Annotated in this window: 23 protein-coding genes and 1 pseudogene; 6 read left to right on the top strand and 18 right to left on the bottom strand. The window is 59.1% G+C overall.

Going from position 1 to position 22024, the window contains the following annotated elements; genetic code table 11:
- The first annotated feature begins 4 nt into the window (after window positions 1-4).
- Both nifB and mauJ read left to right on the top strand, forming a co-directional pair.
- Entirely contained in the window at window positions 5-1270 is a 1266-nt protein-coding gene (gene nifB, locus JCM12178_RS04790; protein ID WP_083465738.1) for a nitrogenase cofactor biosynthesis protein NifB, read from the top strand.
- Window positions 1271-1420: 150 nt separating this feature from the next.
- Window positions 1421-2161, top strand: coding sequence for a methylamine utilization protein MauJ (gene mauJ / locus JCM12178_RS18175; protein ID WP_157054755.1), 741 nt, complete (start codon window positions 1421-1423; stop codon window positions 2159-2161).
- Between the two features lie 10 nt (window positions 2162-2171).
- On the opposite strand, the gene JCM12178_RS04795 is transcribed toward mauJ, so the two are convergent.
- The 13 genes and pseudogenes from JCM12178_RS04795 to atpD all read right to left on the bottom strand — a co-directional run bounded on the left by JCM12178_RS04795 (window position 2172) and on the right by atpD (window position 13752).
- On the bottom strand, window positions 2172-3758 hold the full coding sequence (locus JCM12178_RS04795) for a sigma 54-interacting transcriptional regulator (RefSeq protein WP_054649236.1): 1587 nt from the start codon (window positions 3756-3758) through the stop codon (window positions 2172-2174).
- 304 nt (window positions 3759-4062) lie between these two features.
- The gene (locus JCM12178_RS04800) at window positions 4063-5676 is read right to left on the bottom strand and encodes a methyl-accepting chemotaxis protein (protein WP_054649238.1); all 1614 of its coding nucleotides are present in this window, start codon (window positions 5674-5676) and stop codon (window positions 4063-4065) included.
- Window positions 5677-5925: 249 nt separating this feature from the next.
- The gene (locus JCM12178_RS04805) at window positions 5926-6825 is read right to left on the bottom strand and encodes a F0F1 ATP synthase subunit gamma (RefSeq protein ID WP_054649240.1); all 900 of its coding nucleotides are present in this window, start codon (window positions 6823-6825) and stop codon (window positions 5926-5928) included.
- Window positions 6826-6833: 8 nt separating this feature from the next.
- A complete protein-coding gene (locus tag JCM12178_RS04810; protein ID WP_284690201.1) occupies window positions 6834-8381 on the bottom strand; it encodes an alternate F1F0 ATPase, F1 subunit alpha in 1548 nt (515 codons plus the stop codon).
- On the bottom strand, window positions 8378-9169 hold the full coding sequence (locus tag JCM12178_RS04815; RefSeq protein ID WP_054649242.1) for a F0F1 ATP synthase subunit delta: 792 nt from the start codon (window positions 9167-9169) through the stop codon (window positions 8378-8380). The genes JCM12178_RS04810 and JCM12178_RS04815 overlap by 4 nt, the downstream gene beginning before the upstream one ends.
- A 3-nt stretch (window positions 9170-9172) precedes the next feature.
- Complete coding sequence (locus JCM12178_RS04820; RefSeq protein ID WP_054649244.1) at window positions 9173-9442, bottom strand: F0F1 ATP synthase subunit C; 270 nt, start codon at window positions 9440-9442, stop codon at window positions 9173-9175.
- Window positions 9435-10166, bottom strand: coding sequence for a F0F1 ATP synthase subunit A (locus JCM12178_RS04825; RefSeq protein WP_245628619.1), 732 nt, complete (start codon window positions 10164-10166; stop codon window positions 9435-9437). The genes JCM12178_RS04820 and JCM12178_RS04825 overlap by 8 nt, the downstream gene beginning before the upstream one ends.
- Window positions 10156-10476 (bottom strand): ATP synthase subunit I, encoded by a 321-nt coding sequence (locus tag JCM12178_RS04830; protein ID WP_054649246.1) that lies wholly within the window; start codon window positions 10474-10476, stop codon window positions 10156-10158. The genes JCM12178_RS04825 and JCM12178_RS04830 overlap by 11 nt, the downstream gene beginning before the upstream one ends.
- Window positions 10473-11351 carry a cation:proton antiporter gene (locus tag JCM12178_RS04835; protein WP_245628620.1) on the bottom strand — a complete coding sequence of 293 codons (879 nt, stop codon included), beginning with the start codon at window positions 11349-11351 and terminating at the stop codon, window positions 10473-10475. Before JCM12178_RS04835 ends, JCM12178_RS04830 begins: the two co-directional genes overlap by 4 nt.
- Window positions 11236-11703: a hypothetical protein gene (locus tag JCM12178_RS19345; protein WP_054649250.1), complete on the bottom strand. Its 468-nt coding sequence runs from the start codon at window positions 11701-11703 to the stop codon at window positions 11236-11238. Before JCM12178_RS19345 ends, JCM12178_RS04835 begins: the two co-directional genes overlap by 116 nt.
- Window positions 11696-11995 (bottom strand): AtpZ/AtpI family protein, encoded by a 300-nt coding sequence (locus JCM12178_RS04845; protein ID WP_054649252.1) that lies wholly within the window; start codon window positions 11993-11995, stop codon window positions 11696-11698. Before JCM12178_RS04845 ends, JCM12178_RS19345 begins: the two co-directional genes overlap by 8 nt.
- Window positions 11988-12377: a F0F1 ATP synthase subunit epsilon gene (locus tag JCM12178_RS04850; RefSeq protein WP_054649254.1), complete on the bottom strand. Its 390-nt coding sequence runs from the start codon at window positions 12375-12377 to the stop codon at window positions 11988-11990. Before JCM12178_RS04850 ends, JCM12178_RS04845 begins: the two co-directional genes overlap by 8 nt.
- Window positions 12374-13752 (bottom strand): annotated as a pseudogene (gene atpD, locus JCM12178_RS04855) (F0F1 ATP synthase subunit beta). Before atpD ends, JCM12178_RS04850 begins: the two are co-directional and overlap by 4 nt.
- Between atpD and JCM12178_RS19350 the strand changes: the two are divergent.
- From JCM12178_RS19350 to JCM12178_RS04870, 4 genes are all read left to right on the top strand, one after another.
- Window positions 13657-13854 (top strand): hypothetical protein, encoded by a 198-nt coding sequence (locus JCM12178_RS19350; RefSeq protein WP_245628621.1) that lies wholly within the window; start codon window positions 13657-13659, stop codon window positions 13852-13854. The pseudogene atpD and the gene JCM12178_RS19350 overlap by 96 nt on opposite strands.
- A 344-nt stretch (window positions 13855-14198) precedes the next feature.
- The gene (locus JCM12178_RS20220; RefSeq protein WP_054649256.1) at window positions 14199-14786 is read left to right on the top strand and encodes a BMP family lipoprotein; all 588 of its coding nucleotides are present in this window, start codon (window positions 14199-14201) and stop codon (window positions 14784-14786) included.
- Complete coding sequence (locus JCM12178_RS20225; RefSeq protein WP_054649258.1) at window positions 14767-15297, top strand: BMP family lipoprotein; 531 nt, start codon at window positions 14767-14769, stop codon at window positions 15295-15297. Before JCM12178_RS20220 ends, JCM12178_RS20225 begins: the two co-directional genes overlap by 20 nt.
- 33 nt (window positions 15298-15330) lie before the next feature.
- Window positions 15331-16890, top strand: coding sequence for an ATP-binding protein (locus JCM12178_RS04870; protein WP_054649260.1), 1560 nt, complete (start codon window positions 15331-15333; stop codon window positions 16888-16890).
- 315 nt (window positions 16891-17205) lie between these two features.
- Here the strand turns inward: JCM12178_RS04870 and JCM12178_RS04875 are convergent, their stop codons facing one another.
- From JCM12178_RS04875 to JCM12178_RS04895, 5 genes are all read right to left on the bottom strand, one after another.
- Window positions 17206-18432, bottom strand: a complete 1227-nt coding sequence (locus tag JCM12178_RS04875) for an L-serine ammonia-lyase (protein WP_054649262.1) — start codon at window positions 18430-18432, stop codon at window positions 17206-17208.
- A 9-nt stretch (window positions 18433-18441) separates the two neighbouring features.
- Window positions 18442-19743: a TRAP transporter large permease gene (locus JCM12178_RS04880; protein ID WP_054649264.1), complete on the bottom strand. Its 1302-nt coding sequence runs from the start codon at window positions 19741-19743 to the stop codon at window positions 18442-18444.
- A 12-nt stretch (window positions 19744-19755) separates the two neighbouring features.
- A complete protein-coding gene (locus JCM12178_RS04885) occupies window positions 19756-20286 on the bottom strand; it encodes a TRAP transporter small permease (protein WP_054649266.1) in 531 nt (176 codons plus the stop codon).
- A gap of 142 nt (window positions 20287-20428) precedes the next feature.
- Window positions 20429-21442 (bottom strand): TRAP transporter substrate-binding protein DctP, encoded by a 1014-nt coding sequence (gene dctP / locus JCM12178_RS04890; RefSeq protein ID WP_054649268.1) that lies wholly within the window; start codon window positions 21440-21442, stop codon window positions 20429-20431.
- Window positions 21443-21740: 298 nt separating this feature from the next.
- On the bottom strand, window positions 21741-22024 hold a 284-nt coding region (locus JCM12178_RS04895), incomplete at its 5' end, for a helix-turn-helix domain-containing protein (RefSeq protein ID WP_284690202.1).

Here is a 22024-nt window from a genome sequence, read left to right on the forward strand (position 1 = left end):
CATCATGACCACGAAAAAGCACCCCTGTTTCGACAAATCATCCGTAGGCGAGTGCGGCAGGGTCCATCTGCCCGTCGCGCCCAAGTGCAACATCAAGTGCAACTACTGCGACCGCAAGCATGACTGCGTCAACGAGTCCCGTCCCGGCGTCACCTCCGCCGTTCTCAAGCCGCATCAGGCGCTTGAGTATCTGCACAAGGTCATGGCTGCCGCGCCCAGCACCACGGTGGTGGGTATCGCCGGTCCCGGCGACCCCATGGCCAATCCCGCGCAGACGCTTGAGACCATGCGGCTGGTGAAGAAGCACTATCCGGACATGCTGTTCTGCCTGTCGTCCAACGGCCTCGGCATGCCCCCGTACCTCGACAAGCTCAAGGAACTCGGCGTGACGCATGCCACCATCACCATGAACGCCGTGGATCCTGACATTGCCGAGCGCATCTACGCCTGGGCCCGTGACGGCAAGGTGATCTATCGCAAGAAGGACGCGGCGAAAATACTCATCGAACGGCAGCTTGAGTCCATCAAGGGGCTTGTGGAGCGGGGCATTACGGTGAAGGTCAACACCATCGTCATTCCCGGCTACAACGACCACCATGTGGAAGCGGTAGCCAAGGTCGTGGGCGAACTCGGCGCGACGCTTCAGAACTGCATCCCGGTCTATCCGAACAAGGACACGCCTTTTGCGGACGTCCGGGAGCCGGATCACGCAATGATAAAGGAGCTTCGCAAAGGGGCCGGGCAGCACGTGGAGCAGATGACGCACTGCAAGCGTTGCCGCGCCGATGCCGTGGGGCTGCTTGAAAAGGATCGCTCCGGCGAGTTCGCGGATACGCTGGACATGTGTTCGCGCCTGCTTCCCTCCTGCGAGGACGAGGACCGTCCCAACGTGGCCGTTGCCAGTCGTGAGGGGATGCTGGTGAACATGCATCTGGGTGAGGCCCGCTCCTTCCAGATTTGGGGACCGGCACCGGACGGCGGGTTCCATAAGATCGAGGACCGCCCGGCCCCGCCCATGGGCGGCGGACCGAAACGTTGGGAGTCGCTTGCGTCCACGCTCAAGGACTGCCGTGCCGTCCTTGCCGCGGCCATGGGCGATACCCCCAAACAGCTTCTTGAGGAAAACGGTCTTCCGGCGCACGCCGTGACCGGTTTCGTGACCGACAACCTTGCCGCCCTCTATCGCACTGGCGATCTGAGCGCCTTCGCAGCCCGTCGGGGTGGCGGCTGCGGAACAGGATGCTCCGGCGGGGGCGGCGGGTGCGGATAGAAGGCATACACACCCCCACCCCGGTATCCGTTGTGGGTACACCTCCCCAAAGGCCCCCGGTCCATGCGTTCGGACCGGGGGCGCTTATTTCTGTTATTGTTATGAATATTTGAAATATGTTATGTCGTGTTTTAACTAAAGGAGGGGGCTATGTATGCTGTTATTGCGTTTGATACATCTGCTATATTTAACAAAGATAAGTATTATTTAAAATATGGTTCATATGAGGTGGAGATTGTAAAAGAATGTGTTGTGGATGTGTGCGAATCCGATAATAAACGTAACATATCAAACCAAATAATTATTGAATGTTCAAAATCTGGTCAGAATCATGCCCATGAGTCGGGTTTACGATTGTTAAGTGAGCTATCATGGTTTTATGGTATCTCTATATACTCGACATTTCATACAGGTGGGTCAATTCCTGTTAAGGGGCTGACTCGATTTGTCGGACATTGTGGGGGATGGAGAACACCAGTTGATATTTCTTCATTTGTCCCAATAGAAACAGGTAGGGAACAAAGGGATGCAATGTCTTTATATCGAGAAGGAATAAGCAGTAACAGTGATTTGTATATGCTGCTTTGTTTATACAAAATTCTAGAAATTAACATGAAACGTGACGAGAGAAGGGATCTAATTATAGGTTATATTCGGGAAAAGCGTTTGAGCAATAAATCATTTGGATTGGGGAATGAAAAAATGTCTCCAGATGATGTTGAGAGGTTTGTATATAGCAACGGACGTTGTGGTGTAGCCCATGCGAATATGGATTCAAGACTGATAATTGATAAATTCAAAGATCTGCAACAAGCTAGGTTTTGTAATTCGATTTTACAACCTGTTGTTGAAAAATACATGTCAGAGGATATGAAGTTACCTAGATTCTGATTTGGTGGGATCAACGCTGACGGCGCAGCTCGGCGCGGCCTTCGGCGATCATGGGCTCAAGGCCGTATTTGTGGACGCGGTAGCCCATCTGGCGGGGGGTGATGCCGAGGTCCTCGGCGGCCCGGTACTGTATCCAGCCAGCGCGCTTGAGGGCCGCCACCACCTCTGCCTTTTCCATGTCTGCCAGCGATGCGGAGGAGCGTTCGACCACCACAGCGGACGCCGGGGCGGGAGAGTCCGCTTCGGGCAACGCTGTCGGCGCAGACGAGGAGAGGTGGTTCAGTATGAAATCCAGCCCGATGCGCTTTTCATCCGCCATGATGACAAGGCGCTCGATGAGGTTTTCCATTTCACGCACGTTGCCGGGCCAGTCGTATCCGGCCAGCGTGTCGAGGGCTTCGGGCGTGAGGGAGAGCGCGCGGCCATAGTCCTCGGCGGCCTTGTTGATGAAGTGGCTCAGGAGGCCCGGCACGTCTTCCTTGCGTTCCCGGAGCGGCGGGACGGTGATGGGGAAGACGCTCAGGCGGTAGAACAGGTCGGGCCGGAAGCGCCCCTCGCCGGAGAGCTTTTCCAGATCACGGTTGGTGGCCGTGACGATGCGCACGTCAACGGTTCGTGTCTTGCCCGAGCCGAGTCGTTCAAATTCCTTTTCCTGCAGCACGCGAAGCAGCTTGGCCTGCAGCGGCATGGCCAGCTCGCCGATTTCGTCGAGAAAGATCGTACCACCGCAGGCTTCCTCGAATCGTCCGGGGCGTGATCGCGTCGCGCCCGTGAACGCACCTTTTTCATAGCCGAAGAGTTCGCTTTCCAGCAGGTTTTCGGGAATGGATGCGCAGTTGACCTTGATGAACGGGTAGGCCCTGCGGTCCGATAGCTCGTGGATAATGCGGGCGATGAGTGTCTTGCCAACCCCGGATTCGCCCAGCAGCAGCACCGTGGCCTTGGTGGGCGCGACCCGCTCAAGCTGCCGCTGTACTTCCTGCATGGCGTGTGAGCGGCCCACGATGTACGGCCCCTTGTTTTCTCGCGAGAGCTGGCTTTTTAGCTGCACGTTTTCAGCGCGTAGCACTTCCTCGCGCTTGCGGACCTTTTCGTTCAGGCTGATGAACTGGGCGATGAGCGTGGCGACCACGGAGAGAAACTCCATGTCTTCGTTCACCTTCACGTGGTCGTGGAAGAGTCTGTCCACATTGAGCACGCCGATGGGCGACCCGCCGAGCAGGATCGGCACGCCGAGAAAGGAGAGGGTGTTTTTCTGCACGGCCCGCGCGCCCGTTTTGTCCAGAAAGAGCGGTTCCCGGCTCACGTCCGGGACATAGTACGGCTCGGCGGTCTGGAAAATGCGTCCGGTCACGCCTTCGTCCAGACGGTAGACGCCGCGCTCCTTTTCCTCTGGTTTGAGGCCATAGGATGCGCTGATGTTCAGCAGGCCGCTGTTTCTGTCGAAGAGGGTGACAGTGGCCCGCTGCATGGCGAGGTTCTCGGAGAGTATGCGCAAAATGTCGGCGAGCGTCCGCTCAAGATCAAGCGCACGGTCGATGACCTGACAGATTGCCAGAAGCGCGGAGAGTTTCATTTTGGGCACGCGTGCGGACATACGCAGGATAAGCAGTATGGGTGCCAAGTGTGCTTGTTGTTAAATCTTTTAATTTCAACAAGTTAGAATGTTTCGTCTAAAGCTTTGTTTTTCAATATTGTAAATATTAAACAAATGAGTGAACAAGTTCGTAAGTATTGGTGGAGCCTGAAACAATGATGTGACCTGTCCATGAGTGGAGAGCGGAAAGGATTCGGGGCGCACCCTGAAGGTGCGCCCCGTTTTTGCGTCCTGCCGGTGGGGACGACACCGGCAGGACCGTGTTACAGGGAAGAGTGTGTGGGATGCACTCTTCTTGAGGGGGTTACTCCGGGAGTTCCCGGAGCAGGGGATCAAACGATTCTTCGTAATCCTCACGACCGCTTTCCTCGCTCACCTTGAAGAAGGCCGTGGTGCGCTTGAGGTCGTCGGACCGATTCGTGAGGTTTTCTGCTGTGGATGCGATCTGCTCCGCTGCAGAGGCATTGTGTTGAATGACGCCGTCGAGGTCCTGTATCGCGGCGTTGATCTGTTCTGCCCCAGTGTTCTGTTCGGAGCAGGCCGAGGAAATCTCCTGTACCAGTTCTGCCGTTCGCTGAATCTCCGGTACGAGGTCGGCGAGCAGCTTGCCCGCGCGGTTGGCCACGTTGATGCTGGAGTTGGAGAGTTCACCGATCTCGCCCGCGGCCTTGCCGCTCCGTTCTGCGAGCTTGCGCACTTCGCTCGCCACCACCGCAAAGCCTTTGCCGTGATGTCCGGCGCGGGCCGCTTCAATGGCGGCGTTGAGTGCCAGCAGGTTGGTCTGCCGCGCAATCTCTTCAATGACCATGATCCGTTCGGCTATCTCCTTGAGTGCCACCACCGCTTCTTCGAGCGCGGTGCCGCACTCTTCTGCGTCATCGGCGGCCTTCACGGCAATGCGTTCGGTATGCTGGGAGTTGTCGGCGGTCTGGCTTATGCTTCCGGTAATCTCGGCAACGCTCGCCGCGACCTGTTCAACGTTGGCGGCCTGCTGGGCAGCACCAGTTGCAAGCGAGGATGAGGATTCCGAAAGCTCTCTGCTCATGTCCGCTACGGCGAGCGTTGTATTGCGGACTCGGCCGATGACGCCGGAGAGCGTGTCTGTCATTCTGTTCAGGGATCTGCTGACGATCCCCATTTCATCGCCTGAGGGATTGTTCAGATTCCGGGTGAAGTCGCCGTTGGACATGGATTCGGAAAGGCCACGTATGCCGAACAGCGGACGCAGGATCGAGTGCTGCATGAGAAGCCACACGGCGGCGGCGATCAGGGCCAGTGTGAGCAGCGTCCATGCGCTGACGGAAATGCTCGCTCCCTTCACTTGGGCGTTTGCCTCGTCAAGTGACGTGATGATCTCGAAAGCCCCGTGGATGTTTCCACCTTCCCAGCCTTCCTTGATGCCTCCTGTCACGTCCTTTTCGCCAGCCGGGTAGCCGTGACAATAGGAGCATTCGCTGCTGAGGCGGATGGACCTGAAATACCGGATTCGGTCAGGCTCATGGACAACCCACTCATCAAGATTCTCTGCCTTGAGCTTGTCCAGAACCTCTTTTTCAAGCGGTGTGGGTGCGTTTTCAGGATTTCTGGGATTTTCCTTGGGAACCCGGAATTCGTATCCGGCCTTTTCCGCGTTGACCTTGGCCATGCGGATGGCGGTGATGACCGGGACTGCCTGAAGCACCTTGTCGTTGGGAAGTTGGTCAAGTGGCTTGATAATGCCGTTTGAGAGCTTTGCGGCCATCTCGTTTCGTGCGGCCTCGGCCATGAGCACGATGGCCCGGCTCTTTTCGAGCAGGGCTTCGTCAGCGCCCGTGCGAATCTGGTCTATCTGTTGCCAGGCCATGATGGCGGCGATGATGATGGGGCCCGCAATGGCTATGCTCAGCGTCTTCCACTTAACGCTTAATCTGCGAAACATCGTGTCTCCGTATTGGGTGTCCGATTCTGTCCAATTCGCATTGGTCATGGGCGGCTGGATGTCCGCCCCTCTGAAACCGTCGAGTGTTGGTGGCACCGGAAAGCTGTATTGTAATCCGCATTCATGGGAGAACCATATCATGCGTAACATATTGTCGTATTATTATCGAATGAAAGCCATGGAATATGGCTATCAGTTTTTTCGACAGTGTTGTGATCTATTATAAATAGACTTTGCGAAACGGTTGGGTCAGGCGGAAGGGTGGGCGCTTTCTTCTTCCTCGTCACTTGCCAGCGCTTCAAATCCGGTGACGATGTCGAGGAGTTCCTCGGTGATGCTCATTTGTCGCCGTTGGTGGTAGTGGCCCTTGAGCTCATCGAGGCGGTCGTTGATGTTCTTTTCCGCACCCTGCATGGATGCAAGTCGTGCTGCGTTTTCGCTGGCAAGGGATTCGCAAAAGGCACGGAAGAGCGAGACAAAGAGGTGCTCACGCACAAGCGAGGAGAAGAGGGTGTCCACGTTTACTGGGTTGAGTGGCAGCGTTCGTCCGGCGGGTATGGATTTGGCCGTATCCGCGAGCAGGGCGTTGTCCACTGGCAGAAGCCGCTTGCGGGAGACCGTGCCGGTGGTTCCCGTCTCGTAGCGAGTGTAGAAGAGGTCCATGGTCGTGACTCCCTGACGCTGCCAGTCGTCAAGCGCAATCAGGATGTCCTGGACCCGTGTGGTGACGTGCTCCACAGAGCCGGGAACGGACAGGTATTCGACCTGCCCGGCTCCGTCGCTGCGAAGCCTGTTTTCCACCCGTTGCCCCACGGCCAGCACGCGCGGTTCATTTTCGCTGGCAAGCCGTTTCAACGCTCTTTCCGCCACATCTTCATTCAGCCTGCCACACATGCCCTGATCGCTGCCGAAAACCACGGCTCCGTATTTGCCGTGTGAAGGTCTGGCGCTGGCGCGGCCAAGGCCGGGGTGCGTTCGAAGCAGGAAGGCCAGTCCGGTCAGGACTGTTTCCCGATAGGTCCGAAGCGACTGAACCGCCTCCTGATACTGGTTGATGTTCACGGCTGCCAGCGCCTTCATGGTCCTGACCACGGAGTGCAGTTCCTGAATGTTGCCGATACTGCGCTGGAGTTCCTGAAGCGTTTCCATGGGCGTTCCTAGTCCTTGTCCTCTTCGGGCACGAGCGGGGCGAGCGCTCTGGTGATGGTCTCGCCCAACGTGTTCAGATCATCGTCTTCCAGGGTTTCGTTTTGCAGAATCCTGTCGCAGATTTCAGGCAGTTCCGATGTTACCGCCTCACGGACCAGACGCTGTGCTTCGGTTATGTCATCAATCGCCACGCTATCAAGATAGCCACGGTTCACGGCTACGAGTACTGCTACCTGTTCGGCGGCGGTGCGGGGCGAGAACTGCGGCTGCTTGAGCACCTCCCGGACCCTGCGCCCTCGCTCCAGACGATTTTTCGTCTCGTCATCCAGCTGGGTGCCGAACCGGGAAAAGGATTCCAGTTCCTCAAACTGTGAGTATGAAAGGCGCAGGTCTCCGGCCACGATGCGGTACGCCTTGAGCTGCGTCTTGCCGCCGACTCTCGATACCGAAGTGCCCACGTCCACGGCGGGCAGGATGCCGCGCTGGAAGAGTTGCGGGGACAGGTATATCTGGCCGTCCGTGATGGAGATGAGGTTCGTGGGGATGTAGGCCGAAAGGTTCTGGGCCTCGGTTTCCACGATGGGCAGGGCGGTGAGCGACCCGCCGCCGTGCTCCTTGCGCAGGTGCGTGGCGCGTTCCAGCAGCCGGGAATGGACGTAGAAGATGTCGCCGGGAAAGGCCTCGCGTCCGGGCGGCCTGCGCTGCAACAGCGAGAGCTCGCGGTAGGCGCGGGCGTGGCGTGTCAGGTCGTCGTAGACCACCAGCACGTCCCGGCCCTGCTGCATGAAATGCTCGCCGATGGTGGCTGCGGCATACGGGGCTGTGTACTGCAGGCCGGGCGGGTCTTCCTCGGTGGTGGAGATGACGAGGGAATAGTCGAGCGCGCCACGTTCACGCAGGGCCGACACCGCCTTGGCCACGGCCGAGCCGCGCTTGCCCACCGCACAGTAGATGCAGATCACGTCCTTGTCGTGCTGGTTGACGATGGTGTCGAGCGCAATGGCGGTCTTGCCGGTCTGGCGGTCGCCGAGGATCAGCTCGCGCTGGCCGCGTCCCACGGGAATGAGCGCGTCGATGACCTTGAGGCCGGTCATGAGCGGAACCGTCACCGGTGCGCGGTCCATGATGGCCGGAGCAGGGCGTTCCACTGGCCGCTTTTCGCTCGTGCCGAGCGCGCCCCGTCCGTCCAGCGGACGGCCCATGGGGTCGATGACCCTGCCGAGCAGCTCGTCGCCCACGGGCGTGTCCAGAATCCTTCCTGTGCGGCGAACGTCGTTCCCTGCGGAAACGCCTTCCGAGTCGTCCAGCATGATGACGCCGATTTCGCGCGGGTCGATGTTGAAGGCCATGCCGAGCCGGTTGCCCGGAAATTCAAGCAGTTCCTCGTTTCGCACGCCTTCCATGCCGCGCACGCGGGCCACGCCGGGACCGATGAACGAGACCGTGCCGAGGCTGCGGGCCTCAAGCTCGGGTTCATGCCCGGTCAGGGTCCGGTCCATGGCGCGGTCAACCTGATCCAGAACGGTCTTCAATCCGGTGTCTTGGCTGTCGCTCACTGTTCCTCCCCGTCTTCGGGCTGCGTTGAATCTCCGGCAGTGGACTGCTCCAGAAGTTCGCGCACGGCATCGCGGACGTGGTCCAGATAGTCATCCGCGCTCCACGCTACCCTGACGCCTCCGGCACGGGCCTCCATGCCGAGGACCATGTCCGGGTCCGTGTTGAAGGAAATGTCCGTTCCTTCGGGCAGTAGCTTTTCAAGAGCGTTTCGAATGCGCTCCCTGCGCGATTCATCCGGCTCGAATGCGCTTCTGACTTCTACGCCCTTGCTTGCGGTTGAGGCGAGCCGGTCCGCGTCTTCACGGCTTAATGCTTCGAGCTTTTGGGCGAAGACATCTGCAAGACGACTCTCCAGCGATTCGTCAGCCAGATCGCGCAGCACCTTGCGACAGGTCTCGGAGACCTTGCGGCCTGTCAGCAGCCGAAGCTCGCGCAGGAAGGACTCCTGTTCACGCTCGATTGCCTCGCGGTGTTTCTTCCGCAATGTCTCGGCTTCGTTTCGGGCTTCCGCCACAAGCGCGTCACGCTGTTTTGCGGCCTCGTCGCGTGCTTCCTGAAGAATTGCCTGCCGTTCTTCTTCGGCTTGCTCGCGGCGTTTTTGCAGACGATTCTTTTCCCTTTTGGCCTCGTCGCGTTCCTCCTGTGCGGTGCGAAGACGTTCGGCGATGTTTTCCTCTCGGCGTTTCATGGCCGCCACGATCTTGTCGTAGAGAAAAATCTTCAGCAGGAAGAGCAGGATGAGGAAGTTGAGGATTTGCGCCCCAACCGTGAACCAGTCAATGAGCACGGGCTAGCCTCCGGTGACGTAACCCCAGAAGGGGTTGGCGAAAATGAGGATCATGGAGACCACAAAGCAGTAAATGGCCGTGGACTCGATCATGGCCAGACCCACGAACAGGGTGCGGGTGATGGTGTTGGCGGCGTCCGGTTGCTGGGCCATGGCGCTGAGTGCCTGCGCCAGCGCGCGGCCTTCGCCGAGGGCCGGGCCGATGGCGCCGATGCCGATGGTCAGCCCTGCGCTGATGATGGACGCCATGCCGATGAGGCTCACGTTATCCATTGTCGACTCCTTCTTGGTTATTTCCGGGTTGGTCCTGTTGCCGCCTTGTGGCCGAGCCGATGTAGACCATGGCCAGTATGGCGAAGATGTATGCCTGCAACATGCCGGTGAGCAGGCCGAGCAGGTGCATGAGGACAGGAAAGATGAGCGGGGCCACGGCCAGCAGTATCGCGCCGATCTTGGCGCCGCTCATGATATTGCCGAACAGGCGGACCGCCAGAGCAAGCGTCCGCGAGAACTCGCCGATGATGTTGAAGGGCAGCATGAAGAACGTGGGCTGGATGTAGTTCTTCAGGTAGCCGCCAACGCCTCTTTTGGCGATGCCGAAGCCCACCACCGAGACCATGACCAGCAGGGCCAGCGCGGCGGTGGTTGAGAGCGACGCCGTAGGCGGAACAAACCCCGGGACCACGGCCAGCAGATTGCTCAGGGCGATGAAAAGGAAGATCGTCCCGATGAAGGGCAGATAGGTGTCCGGGTCGTCCTGCGAGATGTCCCGGATCTGGTCGCGCGTGTAGCCGATGATGACCTCCAGCAGGTTTTGGAGCCGCGATATGCTTTCGCCCTCGCTCACGGACCGTCCGGCCAGCCAGCCGATGAGCACCAGTAGGGCCATCACCAGCCACGTGAAGACGATGGTGGCGTTCAGTTCCACCGGGCCGAAACTCCAGAGCACCACTTCGTCCGGCGTGATGTCCTCGAGCTGCATGATGTCAAGAGCCATGCCCGCCTCCTTCCGGCTGCGGCAGTGAGATTGCGTTGGGGCCGAGCTTTCTGGTCAGCACGAAACGGACGAGCAGGAAGCCGACCATGACGGCCAGCACCTTCTGCCACTGCCCGCCGGTGACGAACCAGATACCCGCCATGCTTGCCGAGGTGCGGATGATGAAGCTTGCAAAAACCAGCAGGTGGGCCTTTGCCGGATTCTTGCGTAATTTTTCCAGTGTCCACCACAGGCCGCCGTAGAAAAAGAGGCCCAGACCGCATCCAGCGACGAGGCAGAGAGCAAGGGCTATGAGCATGGGTTGATTCATGAGGTCTCCCGTGGGTTGAACCTGCCGTTCAGCAGGGTATGGATGGCTATTGGCCCAAGCAGGCAGGTTGCGGCGCAGGCGATGACCATTGCGCTGAAGACTTCTTCGGTCACGGCCCAGTCTCCGAGGTGGGTTCCCTGTTCCATGATGACCATGGTGATTTCGGCCCGGGGCACCATACTCGCGCCCACGAGCAGCCCGGTGCCGGAGTCGCGAAGCGCCCATGCCGGAAGCCCGGCTGTGAGCAGCTTGGCCAATATCGCAAAGACCAGCAGCACAAGCCCGAGTTCAAGCGAGGTCAGCAGCACGGCGGGGTCTATCCCGAGGCCTATGACTATGAAGAAAAACGGGCTGAAGAAGTCATAAATCGGCACAAAAGGCGCTTCATCCCTGACGGCTTCGGGGTCACGGCTGAAAAGAAGGCCAGCGAAGAACGCGCCGATTGCCAGCGAAAAGCCGAGCATCCCGGCAAAGGCGGCGATGACGAACCCGAAGCCCGTGATGGAGAGCATATAGCCTTCGTCCTGCTCGAAGCGGCGAAGAAATCTGGAGATGGGCTGTTCGAGGTACTTGCCGAAGAAAAGACAGAACAGAAGGAACGCGCCGAATTTCAGGGTGAACCATCCGGCTGTTGTGCCGACGTTGAGCAGGATGTGTCCCTGTTCGGCTCCCTGATGCATGGCGGGCAGGATGGTGAACAGCAGGGCCATGAGCACCACGGCGCAGATGTCGTCGATTTCCGCGAGGTCAAGCAGCATGTTACCTTGCGGGGTAACGAGGGCTTCGGACTGCTTCCATACCTGTACGGACACGCCCACGCTTGTGGCGGTGAAGGCCACGGCGATGATGAGCGAGGTGATGGCGCTGAAATCCAGAAGGTAGCGCGAAACCAGAAAGCCAGCGGCCGCACTGCCGAATATGTTCACCAGCGAGATGAGCTGCCGGGGCAAACTGTTCCATCAGGCCCGAGAGGTTGGACTCCAGCCCCACGCGGAAAAGAAGCGTGACCAGCCCGACGTTGCCGAGAAAGGCGAACAGGGCTTCATGACCGTATGGAAGGAGCGCCGTGTATTCGTGCAGCAGTCGCAGGCCGAAGCCGAGCAGCAGATACCCCACAAGCGGCGGGACGAGCGTGCGCGACAGGGCGTGGCGCATGAGCATGGTCAGCACCAGTATGGCCCCGGTGAGAAGGACCATGAGCGACATGCTGTCCATCAGCTCATTCATGCTCGCTCTCCCGTTTTATCCAGTACCATGCGTTGAAACAGCCCACGGCCACCCCGGCCAGCAGCATGGCCAGCGTCCATGAGCGCTCCGAGTCCGTCACGGAATCGAGCCAGAGGCCGAAGCCAACGCCCAGAAGCGTGGGCACAGCAACGGCCCAGCCGACGATGCCGAACATGCCGAAGCCGAACCACACGCCGCGGTCGCCTTCTTTCCGGGCTTCCATCTTGCGATTTTCATCGGCCTCCACCTTCTTGCGGAGCCGGTCATCGTGCGGTTTCTTGTGGTCAGGCATTCTTCTGATACTCCAGAAAGCGTCTTGCGAATCCGGCTTCGAGCCGTGCCATGGACGAGCGCACCTTTTTCTCGCGTTCGTCCTGCACCAGAAATTCCTCTTCCACCGCCCGGCGCAGGTCCCCCAGTTTTTCTGCGGAGACCGCGTTTCGAACCGAGATCAGCACCTCGTCCTTGCGTTTGACCAGAATGCCTTTGTCCACTCCGAGGAACCGCTCTTCGCCCGTTGCGTCTTCAAAGCTGAGGATGCCGGGGTTCAGGGCCGCGACCATGTCCACGTGAGCAGGGAGCAGCCCAAATGAGCCGTCCTGACCTTCGGCCACGACCTTGCGGACCTCGGTGTCCAGAAAGACCTTTGAGGGCAGCAGTATCTTCAGGTTCATGCCGCTTCCTCCGCACCTTCGGCGTCCCCGTCATCCTGATCGTCAGTGCGTTTATTCACCTCGTCCACGCCGCCGATCATGTAGAAGTCCTGTTCCGGGTTGTCGGCGAAGTCGTCGTTCAGGATGCGCTCGGCGCCGTCCAGCGCCTTTTCCATGGAGACCATGCGGCCCGAGTGGCCGGTGAACTGTTCGGTCACGAAGAACGGCTGGGTCAGGAAGCGTTCCAGCTGGCGCGCACGGCGGACCACCATCCGGTCCTCGCGGGAGAGTTCCTGCATTCCGAGCATGGCGATGATGTCCTTGAGCTCTTCGTATTCGGCCAGCGTGGAGCGCATGTCCTGCGCCAGCCGGTAGTGGCGTTCACCCACGACGCCGGGCACCAGCATGCTGGACCCTGATTGCAGCGGGTCAATGGCGGGATAAAGCCCCTGACTGGCCTTTTTGCGCGAGAGCACGATGCTGGAAGAGAGGTGGCCGAAGGTGTGGACCGCGGCCGGGTCCGTAAAGTCGTCCGCCGGGACGTACACGGCTTGCACAGAAGTAATGGCCCCGGTGGCGGTGTTGCAGATGCGTTCCTCCAGCCCGGCCAGTTCCGTGGCGAGAGTGGGCTGGTAGCCGAGCCGCGAGGGCAGGCGGCCCATCAGCCCGGAGACCTCCATGCCCGCCTGAATGAAGCGGAAGATGTTGTCCATGAGCAGCAGGACGTCCTGACGCTGGTCGTCGCGAAAGTGCTCGGCCATGGTCAGGGCGGCGTGGCCCACGCGAAGCCTCGCGCCGGGCGGTTCGTTCATCTGGCCGAAGAGCATCACCGTGTTCTTGAGCACCCCTGAGTCGCGCATTTCGCGGTAGAGCTCCTCGCCCTCGCGGCAGCGTTCGCCGATGCCGCAGAACAGGCTGACGCCTTCGTAGCCGCCGACCATGTTGTTGATGAGCTCCATGATGAGCACGGTCTTGCCCACGCCCGCGCCGCCGAAGAGTCCGGCCTTGCCGCCTCGCTCCAGCGGGGAGAGCAGGTCGATGACCTTGATGCCGGTGTGGAATACCTCGGCGCTGGTGGCCTGCTGCTCAAGCGGGGGCGGTTCGCGGTGGATGGAACGGCGTTCGCCGTCGTCAAGCGGCTCGGCGTTGTCGATGGTGTCGCCGAAGACGTTGAACATGCGGCCCAGTACGCGCTTGCCCACCGGCGCTCGATGGTCCGGCCCGTGTCGAGGACCGGCTCACCGGATGCGAGTCCTTGTGTGGCGGTCATGGCGATGCAGCGCACGGTCGAGGCGTTCACGTGCTCAAGCACTTCAAGGACGATATCTCGGCCCTCTCCGGTCAGCAGTACGTGGGCTATTTCCGGGAGATAATCGTCAAAGGCGGCGTCCACCACGCTGCCGCGAATGGAGACCGTGCGCCCGATGTGTTCCTGCTTCATGTTCGTGGTTCGAGTCACTGTGTTGCTCCGCGGGGCGATAACTTGCTGAAAATGTGAAGAAATGGGCTACGTCGCATTGATGTTCCTCCGGTTCCCGCAACAGGACGGGAAGGCATTTTCGGCCCATGATGACACAGAACGGGCAGTATGGACAATGGCCTGTTATAGTATTCTGCGGAGTATTTGAGATGGTGGAGAAATCATGTTGCCCGTGTTCCGGGCACAGCAATCGCAAAGTGATTCGAGGTTGGGCCTGTCTGGTAATAGAGGATCTGATGCAGGATGATGCATTCTTCGTCTACACTGAAATAATGGCGCATTTTGATTTGCCGTGATACGGGGGCATTTCGTGGGTTCCGTTGCATGTATGTGCGGTCAGCGGACCTGTTGAGGGGGATATTATGAACAGCATGGTATGTTGCGCGCAGGCTGTACGGGCGGTCTGCGGGCGGATTTTGTACGCTTTTCTGACCATCTGGCTTGCGGCCGTGATGGCGGGGTGCTCCGATTCGCCCAGTCTCGACGAATCGGAGCCTGCAGAGTCCAAGAAGGTTTCGGGTTTTGAATTTCGTATCGGCATGTATCTGGACTCCAGCGGGCTTGGTGACCGCGGATTCATGGATATGCAATACAAGGGGCTGGTTCGAGGTTGCAGAAAGCATGGCGCGGCTTTCGTGATCGAACAGCGTCCTGATGATTACGACCACAACGCAACCGTGCAAGGGCTTAAATCCCTTGTGGATAAGGGTTGCCGGGCCATATTTTGTACCAGCTATTCCATGGAGTCTGCCATGGTGGATGTAGCCACACGACACCCCGAGGTCATTTTCATCCTCATGGATACCAGTTTGGATGAGTACCGGCACAACATGGCCTCTGCCACCTTCAGAACCGGGGAAGCGGCCTATCTTGCCGGGTATCTGGCCGCCAACATGTCGACAAAAAAAAGTGGTCGGTGCCATCGGTGGAATGCCGGTTCGACCCGTTGAGGAGTTCATTAATGGATTCGAGGCGGGTATTCTTGCCGCAGAGGTGGAAGCGACGCTGATAACGCGATACATCAACACGTTTTCTCCCGAGGGAAGCCCTTGGAACAGTCCGAACGCCGCTGCCGAAATAGCGGCAGGCATGGTTCGCGAACATGGTGCGGACGTGTTCTTTCCCGTTGCCGGGGCTTCGGCCATAGGTGTGTACAACTTTGTCATGAAGCAGGGGCGCTACGCCATTGGCGTGGACTCCGATCAGGACTATCTCGCGGAAGGACACATTCTCACCAGCGTCATGAAGCATCTCGACGTTGCGGTAGAGTCGCTTATTGGTGAAATCGTCGAAGGGCGTTTCCGTTCCGGCGACCACCATTACGATCTTGCCAACGGCGGGGTTGGGCTGAGTCCCATGCATTACACAAGGGAACTCATCCCCGAGGCTGTCCTGGAGCGTTTGGAAGAGTTGAGGCAATTGATAATTGCCGGGGACATTGAGATTCCTGCGGTGCAGTAGTCAATCAATCGGCCTGAGGCAGAGGGTGCGACCTTGAAACGAGCAATCACTTCACGGCTTTCCTTCAAGATCAATGCGGTGATCGTTGTCGGGCTTGTGCTGCTCATGGTGGTGCCGAGCATCATTGTCACCAACATCTATACGGATCGGCTCATGAGCAAGGTCCGTGATGATGCGGTACAGCGCGTGGAGTTGTTTGCGGACCTCTGTCAGGACCCGTTGGCTCGTCAGGCATACGGAATGCTGGTCTACAACGCCAAAAGCCTGCTTCACAACCGCGATGTCCTGAACGTTTCGGTTTTTGATGCCGACGGGATCAATGTTGTGCCTGTTCCGGAAGGGAAGCAGCGTGCGGGCAGCCATATCATCGTTGTAAGGCGCGATGTCGTAGCCTCGCATATCAATGCCGGGCTGGTCGGCAGCGTTGAGGTGGTCATGGACCTCGGTCCGGCCAGAAAGGAAATCTCCCGTCTTTTCGGGCTCATGGTTTTCGGAATCCTTTTTGCGAGTGTGGTGATAATCCTTGCACTTACCCTGCTGCTGAATCATTTCGTTGGCAAGCCCGTTCATCGTCTTGTGCGTTCGGTGAAAACCATCGCCACGGGTGATCTCGACCACCGCATAGAGAATGCCGGAGATGATGAACTGGGTGATCTGGCGGAAAGCATCAATATCATGACCGCCAACCTGAGCGCGAACATGCAGGCCCGTCGTGAAGCTGAGGCAGAGCTTGCGGAGTTGAACCAGCGTCTGGAAAAGAAGGTCAGAGAGCGCACCATGCGGTTGACCGAAAAGGCCTTTGAGCTGAAACAACTCAATACCCGCCTTACCGACCTCGACAGACTGAAATCTTCACTGCTTTCGCAGGTTTCCCACGAGCTGCGAACCCCGCTGACCTCCATACTCGGGTTTGCAAAACTCATGAATCGGGACATGGGTCGCATCTGCACGAATCTGGAAGATACCGAGGACTCTATCTGCAAGAAGGCCCGGCGCGTACAGGAAAACCTCGGAATCATCGAAAAGGAAGGGGAGCGGCTCACCCGCCTCATCAACGACGTGCTCGACCTGAACAAGATCGAGGCGGGCTACATGGAGTGGCGGGATTGTGAGCTGTATCTGCCGGAGGTGGTGGAGAACGCTGTCAAGGCCGTTGCCGGAGCCTTCTCGGAGAACAGCGACCTGTCTCTGGAGTATGACATACCTTCAGACCTGCCGCCGGTCATGGCTGATCCTGACAGGTTCGGGCAGGTACTCATGAATCTTCTGAGCAATGCTGCCAAGTTCACTCCTGCCGGATTGGTGCGCGTCAGCGCCCGTGCGGTTGCAGACGGCATGGTCGAAGTGAGCGTCTCGGACACGGGCATAGGCATCAGGGAAGAGGAGCAGGCCAAGATTTTCGGCCGGTTCTCTCAGGTGGATCACGGTTCGCAGTCCATGTCCCTTCCCAAGGGCACCGGTCTCGGGCTGGCCATCTGCAAGGAAATCGTGGAGCATTATGGCGGCGTTATTCGCGTGGAGTCGGAATATGGAAAAGGAAGCACCTTCACATTCATGATGCCCGTTTCTTCCGGCACTCCTTCTGTCGAATGAGGGCCCAGTGACCATGTGAACACAGAAATCACGGGACGGCGCAGGCCGCCCCGTGAGAGTGGATTCCGAGTGTAGGGCAGGGGGTAGCGGTTGTTGCCCCCAGCCCATGCCACCGTGGTAGCCGCCCATCATGCCACCACCCGAGGATGGTCGTGAATTGTCGCATCGAATACCACCTGATGGATGTTTGTCTGCGACGGTAGTACGTCACCATGTGCCCGATTTTATAAAACCGTCAGGACCGTTGCAGTCAGGCAAAAAAAGAGGGACCCCGGCCGATCCGGGGTCCCATTCACAGGTGGAGATCGTTTCCGATCAGCAACCTTGGAGGGTCTTTTTCATGCGGTCGCCGTAGACCTTGGCGAGGCCGCCGGTGGAGGTTTCGCGGTAGAGGCTCGGCAGGTCGTGGCCCGTCTGCTTCATGACCTGTACGACCTCGTCAAAGGGGATGCGATGTCTGCCGTCCGAGAGGTACGCCATCTGCGCGCGGCTGAGCGCCCGGGAGGAGGCGCAGGCGTTACGCTCGATGCAGGGAATCTGCACCAGTCCGTCCACGGGGTCGCAGGTGAGCCCGAGGTGGTGCTCAAGGCCCATCTCTGCGGCGTACTCGATCTGGCGCACAGAGCCGCCCATGATCTGTGTTGCGGCGGCGGCGGCCATGGCGCAGGCCGAGCCGACCTCACCCTGACAGCCGACCTCGGCCCCGGAGATGGAGCCGTTCTGCTTGATGATGGTGCCGATGAGGCCCGCAGTTGCGAGCGCGTGCAGGATTTCCGTATGCGTGGGCTGCTGCGTCTCGCGCAGGTAGTAGAGCACTGCCGGGACGATGCCGGATGCGCCGCAGGTGGGTGCGGTCACGATGGTGCCGCCTGCAGCGTTCTCCTCGGCAACGGCCAGCGCGTATGCCGTGACGCGTCCGGTCTGCTGGATGTCCTGTCCGGAGAGCTTGGCTTTCTTGAAGTAGCTCCATGCCTGCCGCTTCAGGCCGATGCTTCCGGGCAGCACGCCCTGAGTGTCGAGGCCGCGTTCAACAGAGGCCTCCATCGTTTCCCAGACGGTTTCCAGGAAACTCCAGATGTCCTTGCCTTCGCACTGTTCGACATATTCCCAATAGGTGAGGCCCTTTTCCTCGCACATTTCCATGATTGAGGTGAGGTCGGGCAGATCGTACACCTGTTCTGGTGCTTCCTCGTCATCCCCGGCGCCGCGGACGGCCCCGCCACCCACGGAGTAGGCCTGCCACGAGCCGAGAACGCCGCCCTTGTCGTCAAGAGCCTCGAATTCCAGTCCGTTGGGGTGATCCGGCAGCTCCACCTCGGCCTTCCAGATGACCTCGGTGCGCTCGCTGCCGAGGACCTGAAGAACGGCCCAGTCCGTGAGGTGGCCCTTGCCGGTGGCGGCAAGCGAGCCGTAGAGCGTGACCCTGAAGGTTTTTGCTTCGGGGTATTTTGCAAGGAATGATTCCGCGGCCTTCTTCGGTCCCATGGTGTGGGAGGACGAGGGGCCGACGCCTATGCGGTAGAGTTCCCTGATGCTTTCCATTTTCAACCTCTATTTCATGAGCATGTTGACCAGGCCGAGAGACACTTCAGGCACATAGGTGGTGATGAGAAGCGTCGGCAGCCAGGCGAAGATAAGCAGGAACAGGGTGGGCCGGAGCATGGAGGTGAGCTGCGCGCCGGAGATGCGTCCGGAGAGATAGAGCAGCGGTGCGGTGGGCGGAGTCACGTTGCCCATGCCGAGGTTCACGCCCATGATGGCGGCGAAGTGGACCGGGTCCACACCGATCTGGGTCACGAGCGGCAGCAGGATCGGCGTTCCCAGCAGGATGCCGGAGACGTCGTCCATGAGCATGCCCATGAAGATCAGGAAGACGTTTATCATCAGGAGGATGACCATCTCGTTGTCGGAGATGGTGGTCAGCACGCCCATGATCTGTTCCGGCAGGTTCTCCATGATGTAGAGGCGGGAGAGGATCATGACCGCGAACATCATGGCCATGATGACGCCGGTGGTGGTGGCGGATTCGATGAGCGTTGCCGCGAGGTTCTTCATCTTGAGGCCCTTGTAGAAGAACATGGCCACGGGGATGGCGTAGAGCACGGCCACGGCTGCGGCTTCGGTGGGGGTCATGATGCCGCCGTAGATGCCGCCGAGGATGATGACGGGCATCATCAGTGCCGGGGATGCCTTGGCGCTCTTGCTTACGAACAGCTTGGTGGTGGTGACGAAGTCCTTTTTCTCCGCGACTTCAATTTCCTTGTTGTTCCTGAGCAGGTAAATGTTCACGAGGCTCATGAGAACCGTGACGATGAGGCCGGGAACAAAGGCTGCGAGGAAGCAGGCCAGCACGGACTGGTTGGCCATCCATGCGTAGAGGATCATCAGCATGGACGGCGGAATCAGGATGCCCAGAACGCCGGAGTTTGCAAGGATGGCGGCCACGTGGCCCACCGGGTAGCCTGCGCGCTTGAGCTTGGGGATCATGATGGAGCCGATGCAGGAGACGGTGGCGGAGGATGAGCCGGACACCGCGCCGAAGATGGCGCAGGTGACGACGGTGACAACGCCCAGTCCGCCGCGGATGCGGCCCGCGATGGTGTCGACGACGTCCACGAGCTTGTCGCCGATGCCGCCCTTGTCCATGACGCCGCCCGCCATGATGAACAGCGGAATGGTCAGCAGCACGATGGAGTTCATCTTGGCAAATCCGTAAGGCAGCAGGAAGCCCGGATCGTAACCGCCGGTGTACAGAAGGTACGCGGCCGAGCTGAAGAAGGCGAACGGAATGGGAATGCCGATGAACAGCGTGACCACGAGGATCAGGATTGCGATTGCTATGGTAATACTCATGAGTCTGTCCTCTTACTTGGCGTACTGCCCCGTGCGGGCGTCACGGATGAATGCGATGGTGTCCTGTACCAGATAGATGGTGTGGTAGAAGGACATGAGCACGAACCCGAGGCCGATGGCGCTGTGCGGGATCAGCATGGGCAGCCGGAAAACAGGGGATTTGGGCATCATCTGGAAGCCCCAGGCCACAAACTGCAGGGCCCAGACCGTGACCAGAAGACAGATGCCGGTGGTCAGGAAATCCTTGATGAGGTGCGCGATGCGGCACCACTTGGGGCTGGTCACGTAGCAGGTCAGGATGTCGGCGGAAATCTGGCTTTTCTCACGGCTGCCCTGCGCGGCTCCCATGAAGTAGAGCCAGAAGGCCAGCATCTGGATGAGTTCTTCGGAGCCGTAGAAGTCCGAGCCGAACACGTACCGTGCGACGACCGCGTAGCAGATCATGCCGACGATGAGCACGCTGGTAACGGCCATGACCCCTTTCTGAAAGATGTTGAGCGCTCCCCACAGGGGTATCCGTGGAGTGTTTTCAATGGGTTGCATGGAAAACTCCTTGCGTAGGTTCTGATGGACCGGATTGTTAAGGTGGGCGGCGCGACAGGGGAGTGAGGATTTTCGATCCTGCCGCGCCGCCGTCAAACTGGCTGGCCGGGACGCCACCGGGAAATGGCGTCCCGGAGAGTTGCTAGTAGGAGTTCAGGATGCCTTCGAGCAGCTCGGGGGTCAGGTTCTTTTCGAGGCGCTTCCAAGCCTTGTCGCGGACGTAGGCGGCGCACTCTTCGAGTTCCTGGGTGGTGAGCATGGTGACCTTGATGCCAGCTTCTTCAAGCTTCTTGCGGTACATCTGGTCTTCGCTCTCGGCCATGAGGAAGGACTGCTGGCCTTCTTCGACAAAGGCGTCTTCCACGACCTTGCGGTCAGCTTCCGGGATGCCCATGAACTTGTCCTTGTTCATGACGTACTGGGTGGACTCGAAGTTGACGTTGTACTGGTAGTAGTACTTGATGACGTCGCGGAAGCCGAGGTAGTTCAGGTTCGGGGGACCGCCGAGCCAGCCCTTGACAACGCCGGTCTGCAGGGCGGAGTAGGTGTCGGCATACGGCAGGGAGGAGGTGCGGAAACCGAGTTCCTCAGCGCCGAACTTGAAGACGTCGAGGCCGGGAACGCGGATCATCATGCCCTTTTCGGTACCGGGCTTGGTCACGTTTTCCAGCGGCTCGACAGTGCCGACGCCGATGAAGCCTTCACCGAAGTAGGAGAAGAACTTCACGCCGAGTTCGTCATGCATCTTGGACATCTGCTGGGGCAGGAAGGCGTCGCTGGCGAACACTTCGCGGATCTGATCGTAGTCGCGGGCGATGTAGGGCAGGAAGCCGGCGCCGAGGCGGGAGTCGAACTGGTCCGGCACGGTGATGTGCGCGGCGTCGATGGAGCCACGGATGACTTCTTCGTAAATCTGGGAGGCGTCACCGAGCTGGTTGGCCGGGTAGATCTTGACCTGAACGCGGCCTTCGGTTTCCTTTTCGATGCGCGCCTTGACGCGTTCGGCGGCCTTGTGAGCCATGTGTTCGATGGGATGCTGGGTGGCCAGCTTGATAACGGTCGGCTCGTTTCCGGCCTTCTTTTCGCCTTCGTCGTTACATGCAGTCAGGGCAAAAACGGCGCAAAGGCTGAGAAGCAGTGCGATAATACGTTTCATGGTGTCCTTCTCTCAAATTGAAAAGCTTGCGAACAATTTCCCGGACGGCTCCGGGCTTCCCTCATTCTCCCCCCGGTGAACACTCACCGAGTTGCTCTGTTACAAACATGAAACGTGCCATGTTTTGAAAAAGTCATTTATTGCAAAGTGATGTTTCGATATTCGGCATCGTGTGGCGGGAATATGAAGAAAAAACGAAGCGGAAAAGTGTTCAGAAAACGGGATTTCGGACAAAAAAACCGGGATTGTCCCGATTTCTGAACACGGTGTCGGGCGGAGTGCGAAAAAGCGGACCGTGCTAGCGGTTCATGTCGTGGTCTTTGAGCATGCCGTAGAGTCGGGTTCGTGAGATTCCCGAGAGCCTGCACGCTTCCTTGATATTGCCGTCGGCTTGACGCATGAGGCGCTCAAGGTATGGCCGTTCGATTCGGGCAAGGCACTCGTTGCGGTAGCTCCTGAACTCGGGCAGCGGACCACTCAGCAGGTCAAACGGGAAGGCGGCCTGAGCCTCGGCTGTTGGCGCGGGCGCGGTCTCTGCCTGCTCGTGTCTGCCCACGGCGCGGCGCATGGCCTTGGCGCGGA

This window comes from Salidesulfovibrio brasiliensis JCM 12178 (genome assembly GCF_001311825.1).
GTDB classification, from domain to species: domain Bacteria; phylum Desulfobacterota; class Desulfovibrionia; order Desulfovibrionales; family Desulfovibrionaceae; genus Pseudodesulfovibrio; species Pseudodesulfovibrio brasiliensis.

Excerpts from the sequence above, each read along its gene's own strand:
- JCM12178_RS04845 (WP_054649252.1), bottom strand. The coding sequence starts at position 11,995 with ATGCCTGACCACAAGAAACCGCACGATGACCGGCTCCGCAAGAAGGTG.
- JCM12178_RS04875 (WP_054649262.1), bottom strand. The coding sequence starts at position 18,432 with ATGGAAAGCATCAGGGAACTCTACCGCATAGGCGTCGGCCCCTCGTCC.
- mauJ (WP_157054755.1), top strand. The coding sequence starts at position 1,421 with ATGTATGCTGTTATTGCGTTTGATACATCTGCTATATTTAACAAAGAT.
- JCM12178_RS04800 (WP_054649238.1), bottom strand. The coding sequence starts at position 5,676 with ATGTTTCGCAGATTAAGCGTTAAGTGGAAGACGCTGAGCATAGCCATT.
- JCM12178_RS04885 (WP_054649266.1), bottom strand. The coding sequence starts at position 20,286 with ATGCAACCCATTGAAAACACTCCACGGATACCCCTGTGGGGAGCGCTC.
- nifB (WP_083465738.1), top strand. The coding sequence starts at position 5 with ATGACCACGAAAAAGCACCCCTGTTTCGACAAATCATCCGTAGGCGAG.
- JCM12178_RS04825 (WP_245628619.1), bottom strand. The coding sequence starts at position 10,166 with ATGGCTCTTGACATCATGCAGCTCGAGGACATCACGCCGGACGAAGTG.
- JCM12178_RS20220 (WP_054649256.1), top strand. The coding sequence starts at position 14,199 with ATGAACAGCATGGTATGTTGCGCGCAGGCTGTACGGGCGGTCTGCGGG.
- JCM12178_RS20225 (WP_054649258.1), top strand. The coding sequence starts at position 14,767 with ATGCCGGTTCGACCCGTTGAGGAGTTCATTAATGGATTCGAGGCGGGT.
- dctP (WP_054649268.1), bottom strand. The coding sequence starts at position 21,442 with ATGAAACGTATTATCGCACTGCTTCTCAGCCTTTGCGCCGTTTTTGCC.
- JCM12178_RS04830 (WP_054649246.1), bottom strand. The coding sequence starts at position 10,476 with ATGAATCAACCCATGCTCATAGCCCTTGCTCTCTGCCTCGTCGCTGGA.
- JCM12178_RS04850 (WP_054649254.1), bottom strand. The coding sequence starts at position 12,377 with ATGAACCTGAAGATACTGCTGCCCTCAAAGGTCTTTCTGGACACCGAG.
- JCM12178_RS04880 (WP_054649264.1), bottom strand. The coding sequence starts at position 19,743 with ATGAGTATTACCATAGCAATCGCAATCCTGATCCTCGTGGTCACGCTG.
- JCM12178_RS19345 (WP_054649250.1), bottom strand. The coding sequence starts at position 11,703 with ATGAATGAGCTGATGGACAGCATGTCGCTCATGGTCCTTCTCACCGGG.
- JCM12178_RS04795 (WP_054649236.1), bottom strand. The coding sequence starts at position 3,758 with ATGTCCGCACGCGTGCCCAAAATGAAACTCTCCGCGCTTCTGGCAATC.
- JCM12178_RS04820 (WP_054649244.1), bottom strand. The coding sequence starts at position 9,442 with ATGGATAACGTGAGCCTCATCGGCATGGCGTCCATCATCAGCGCAGGG.
- JCM12178_RS04805 (WP_054649240.1), bottom strand. The coding sequence starts at position 6,825 with ATGGAAACGCTTCAGGAACTCCAGCGCAGTATCGGCAACATTCAGGAA.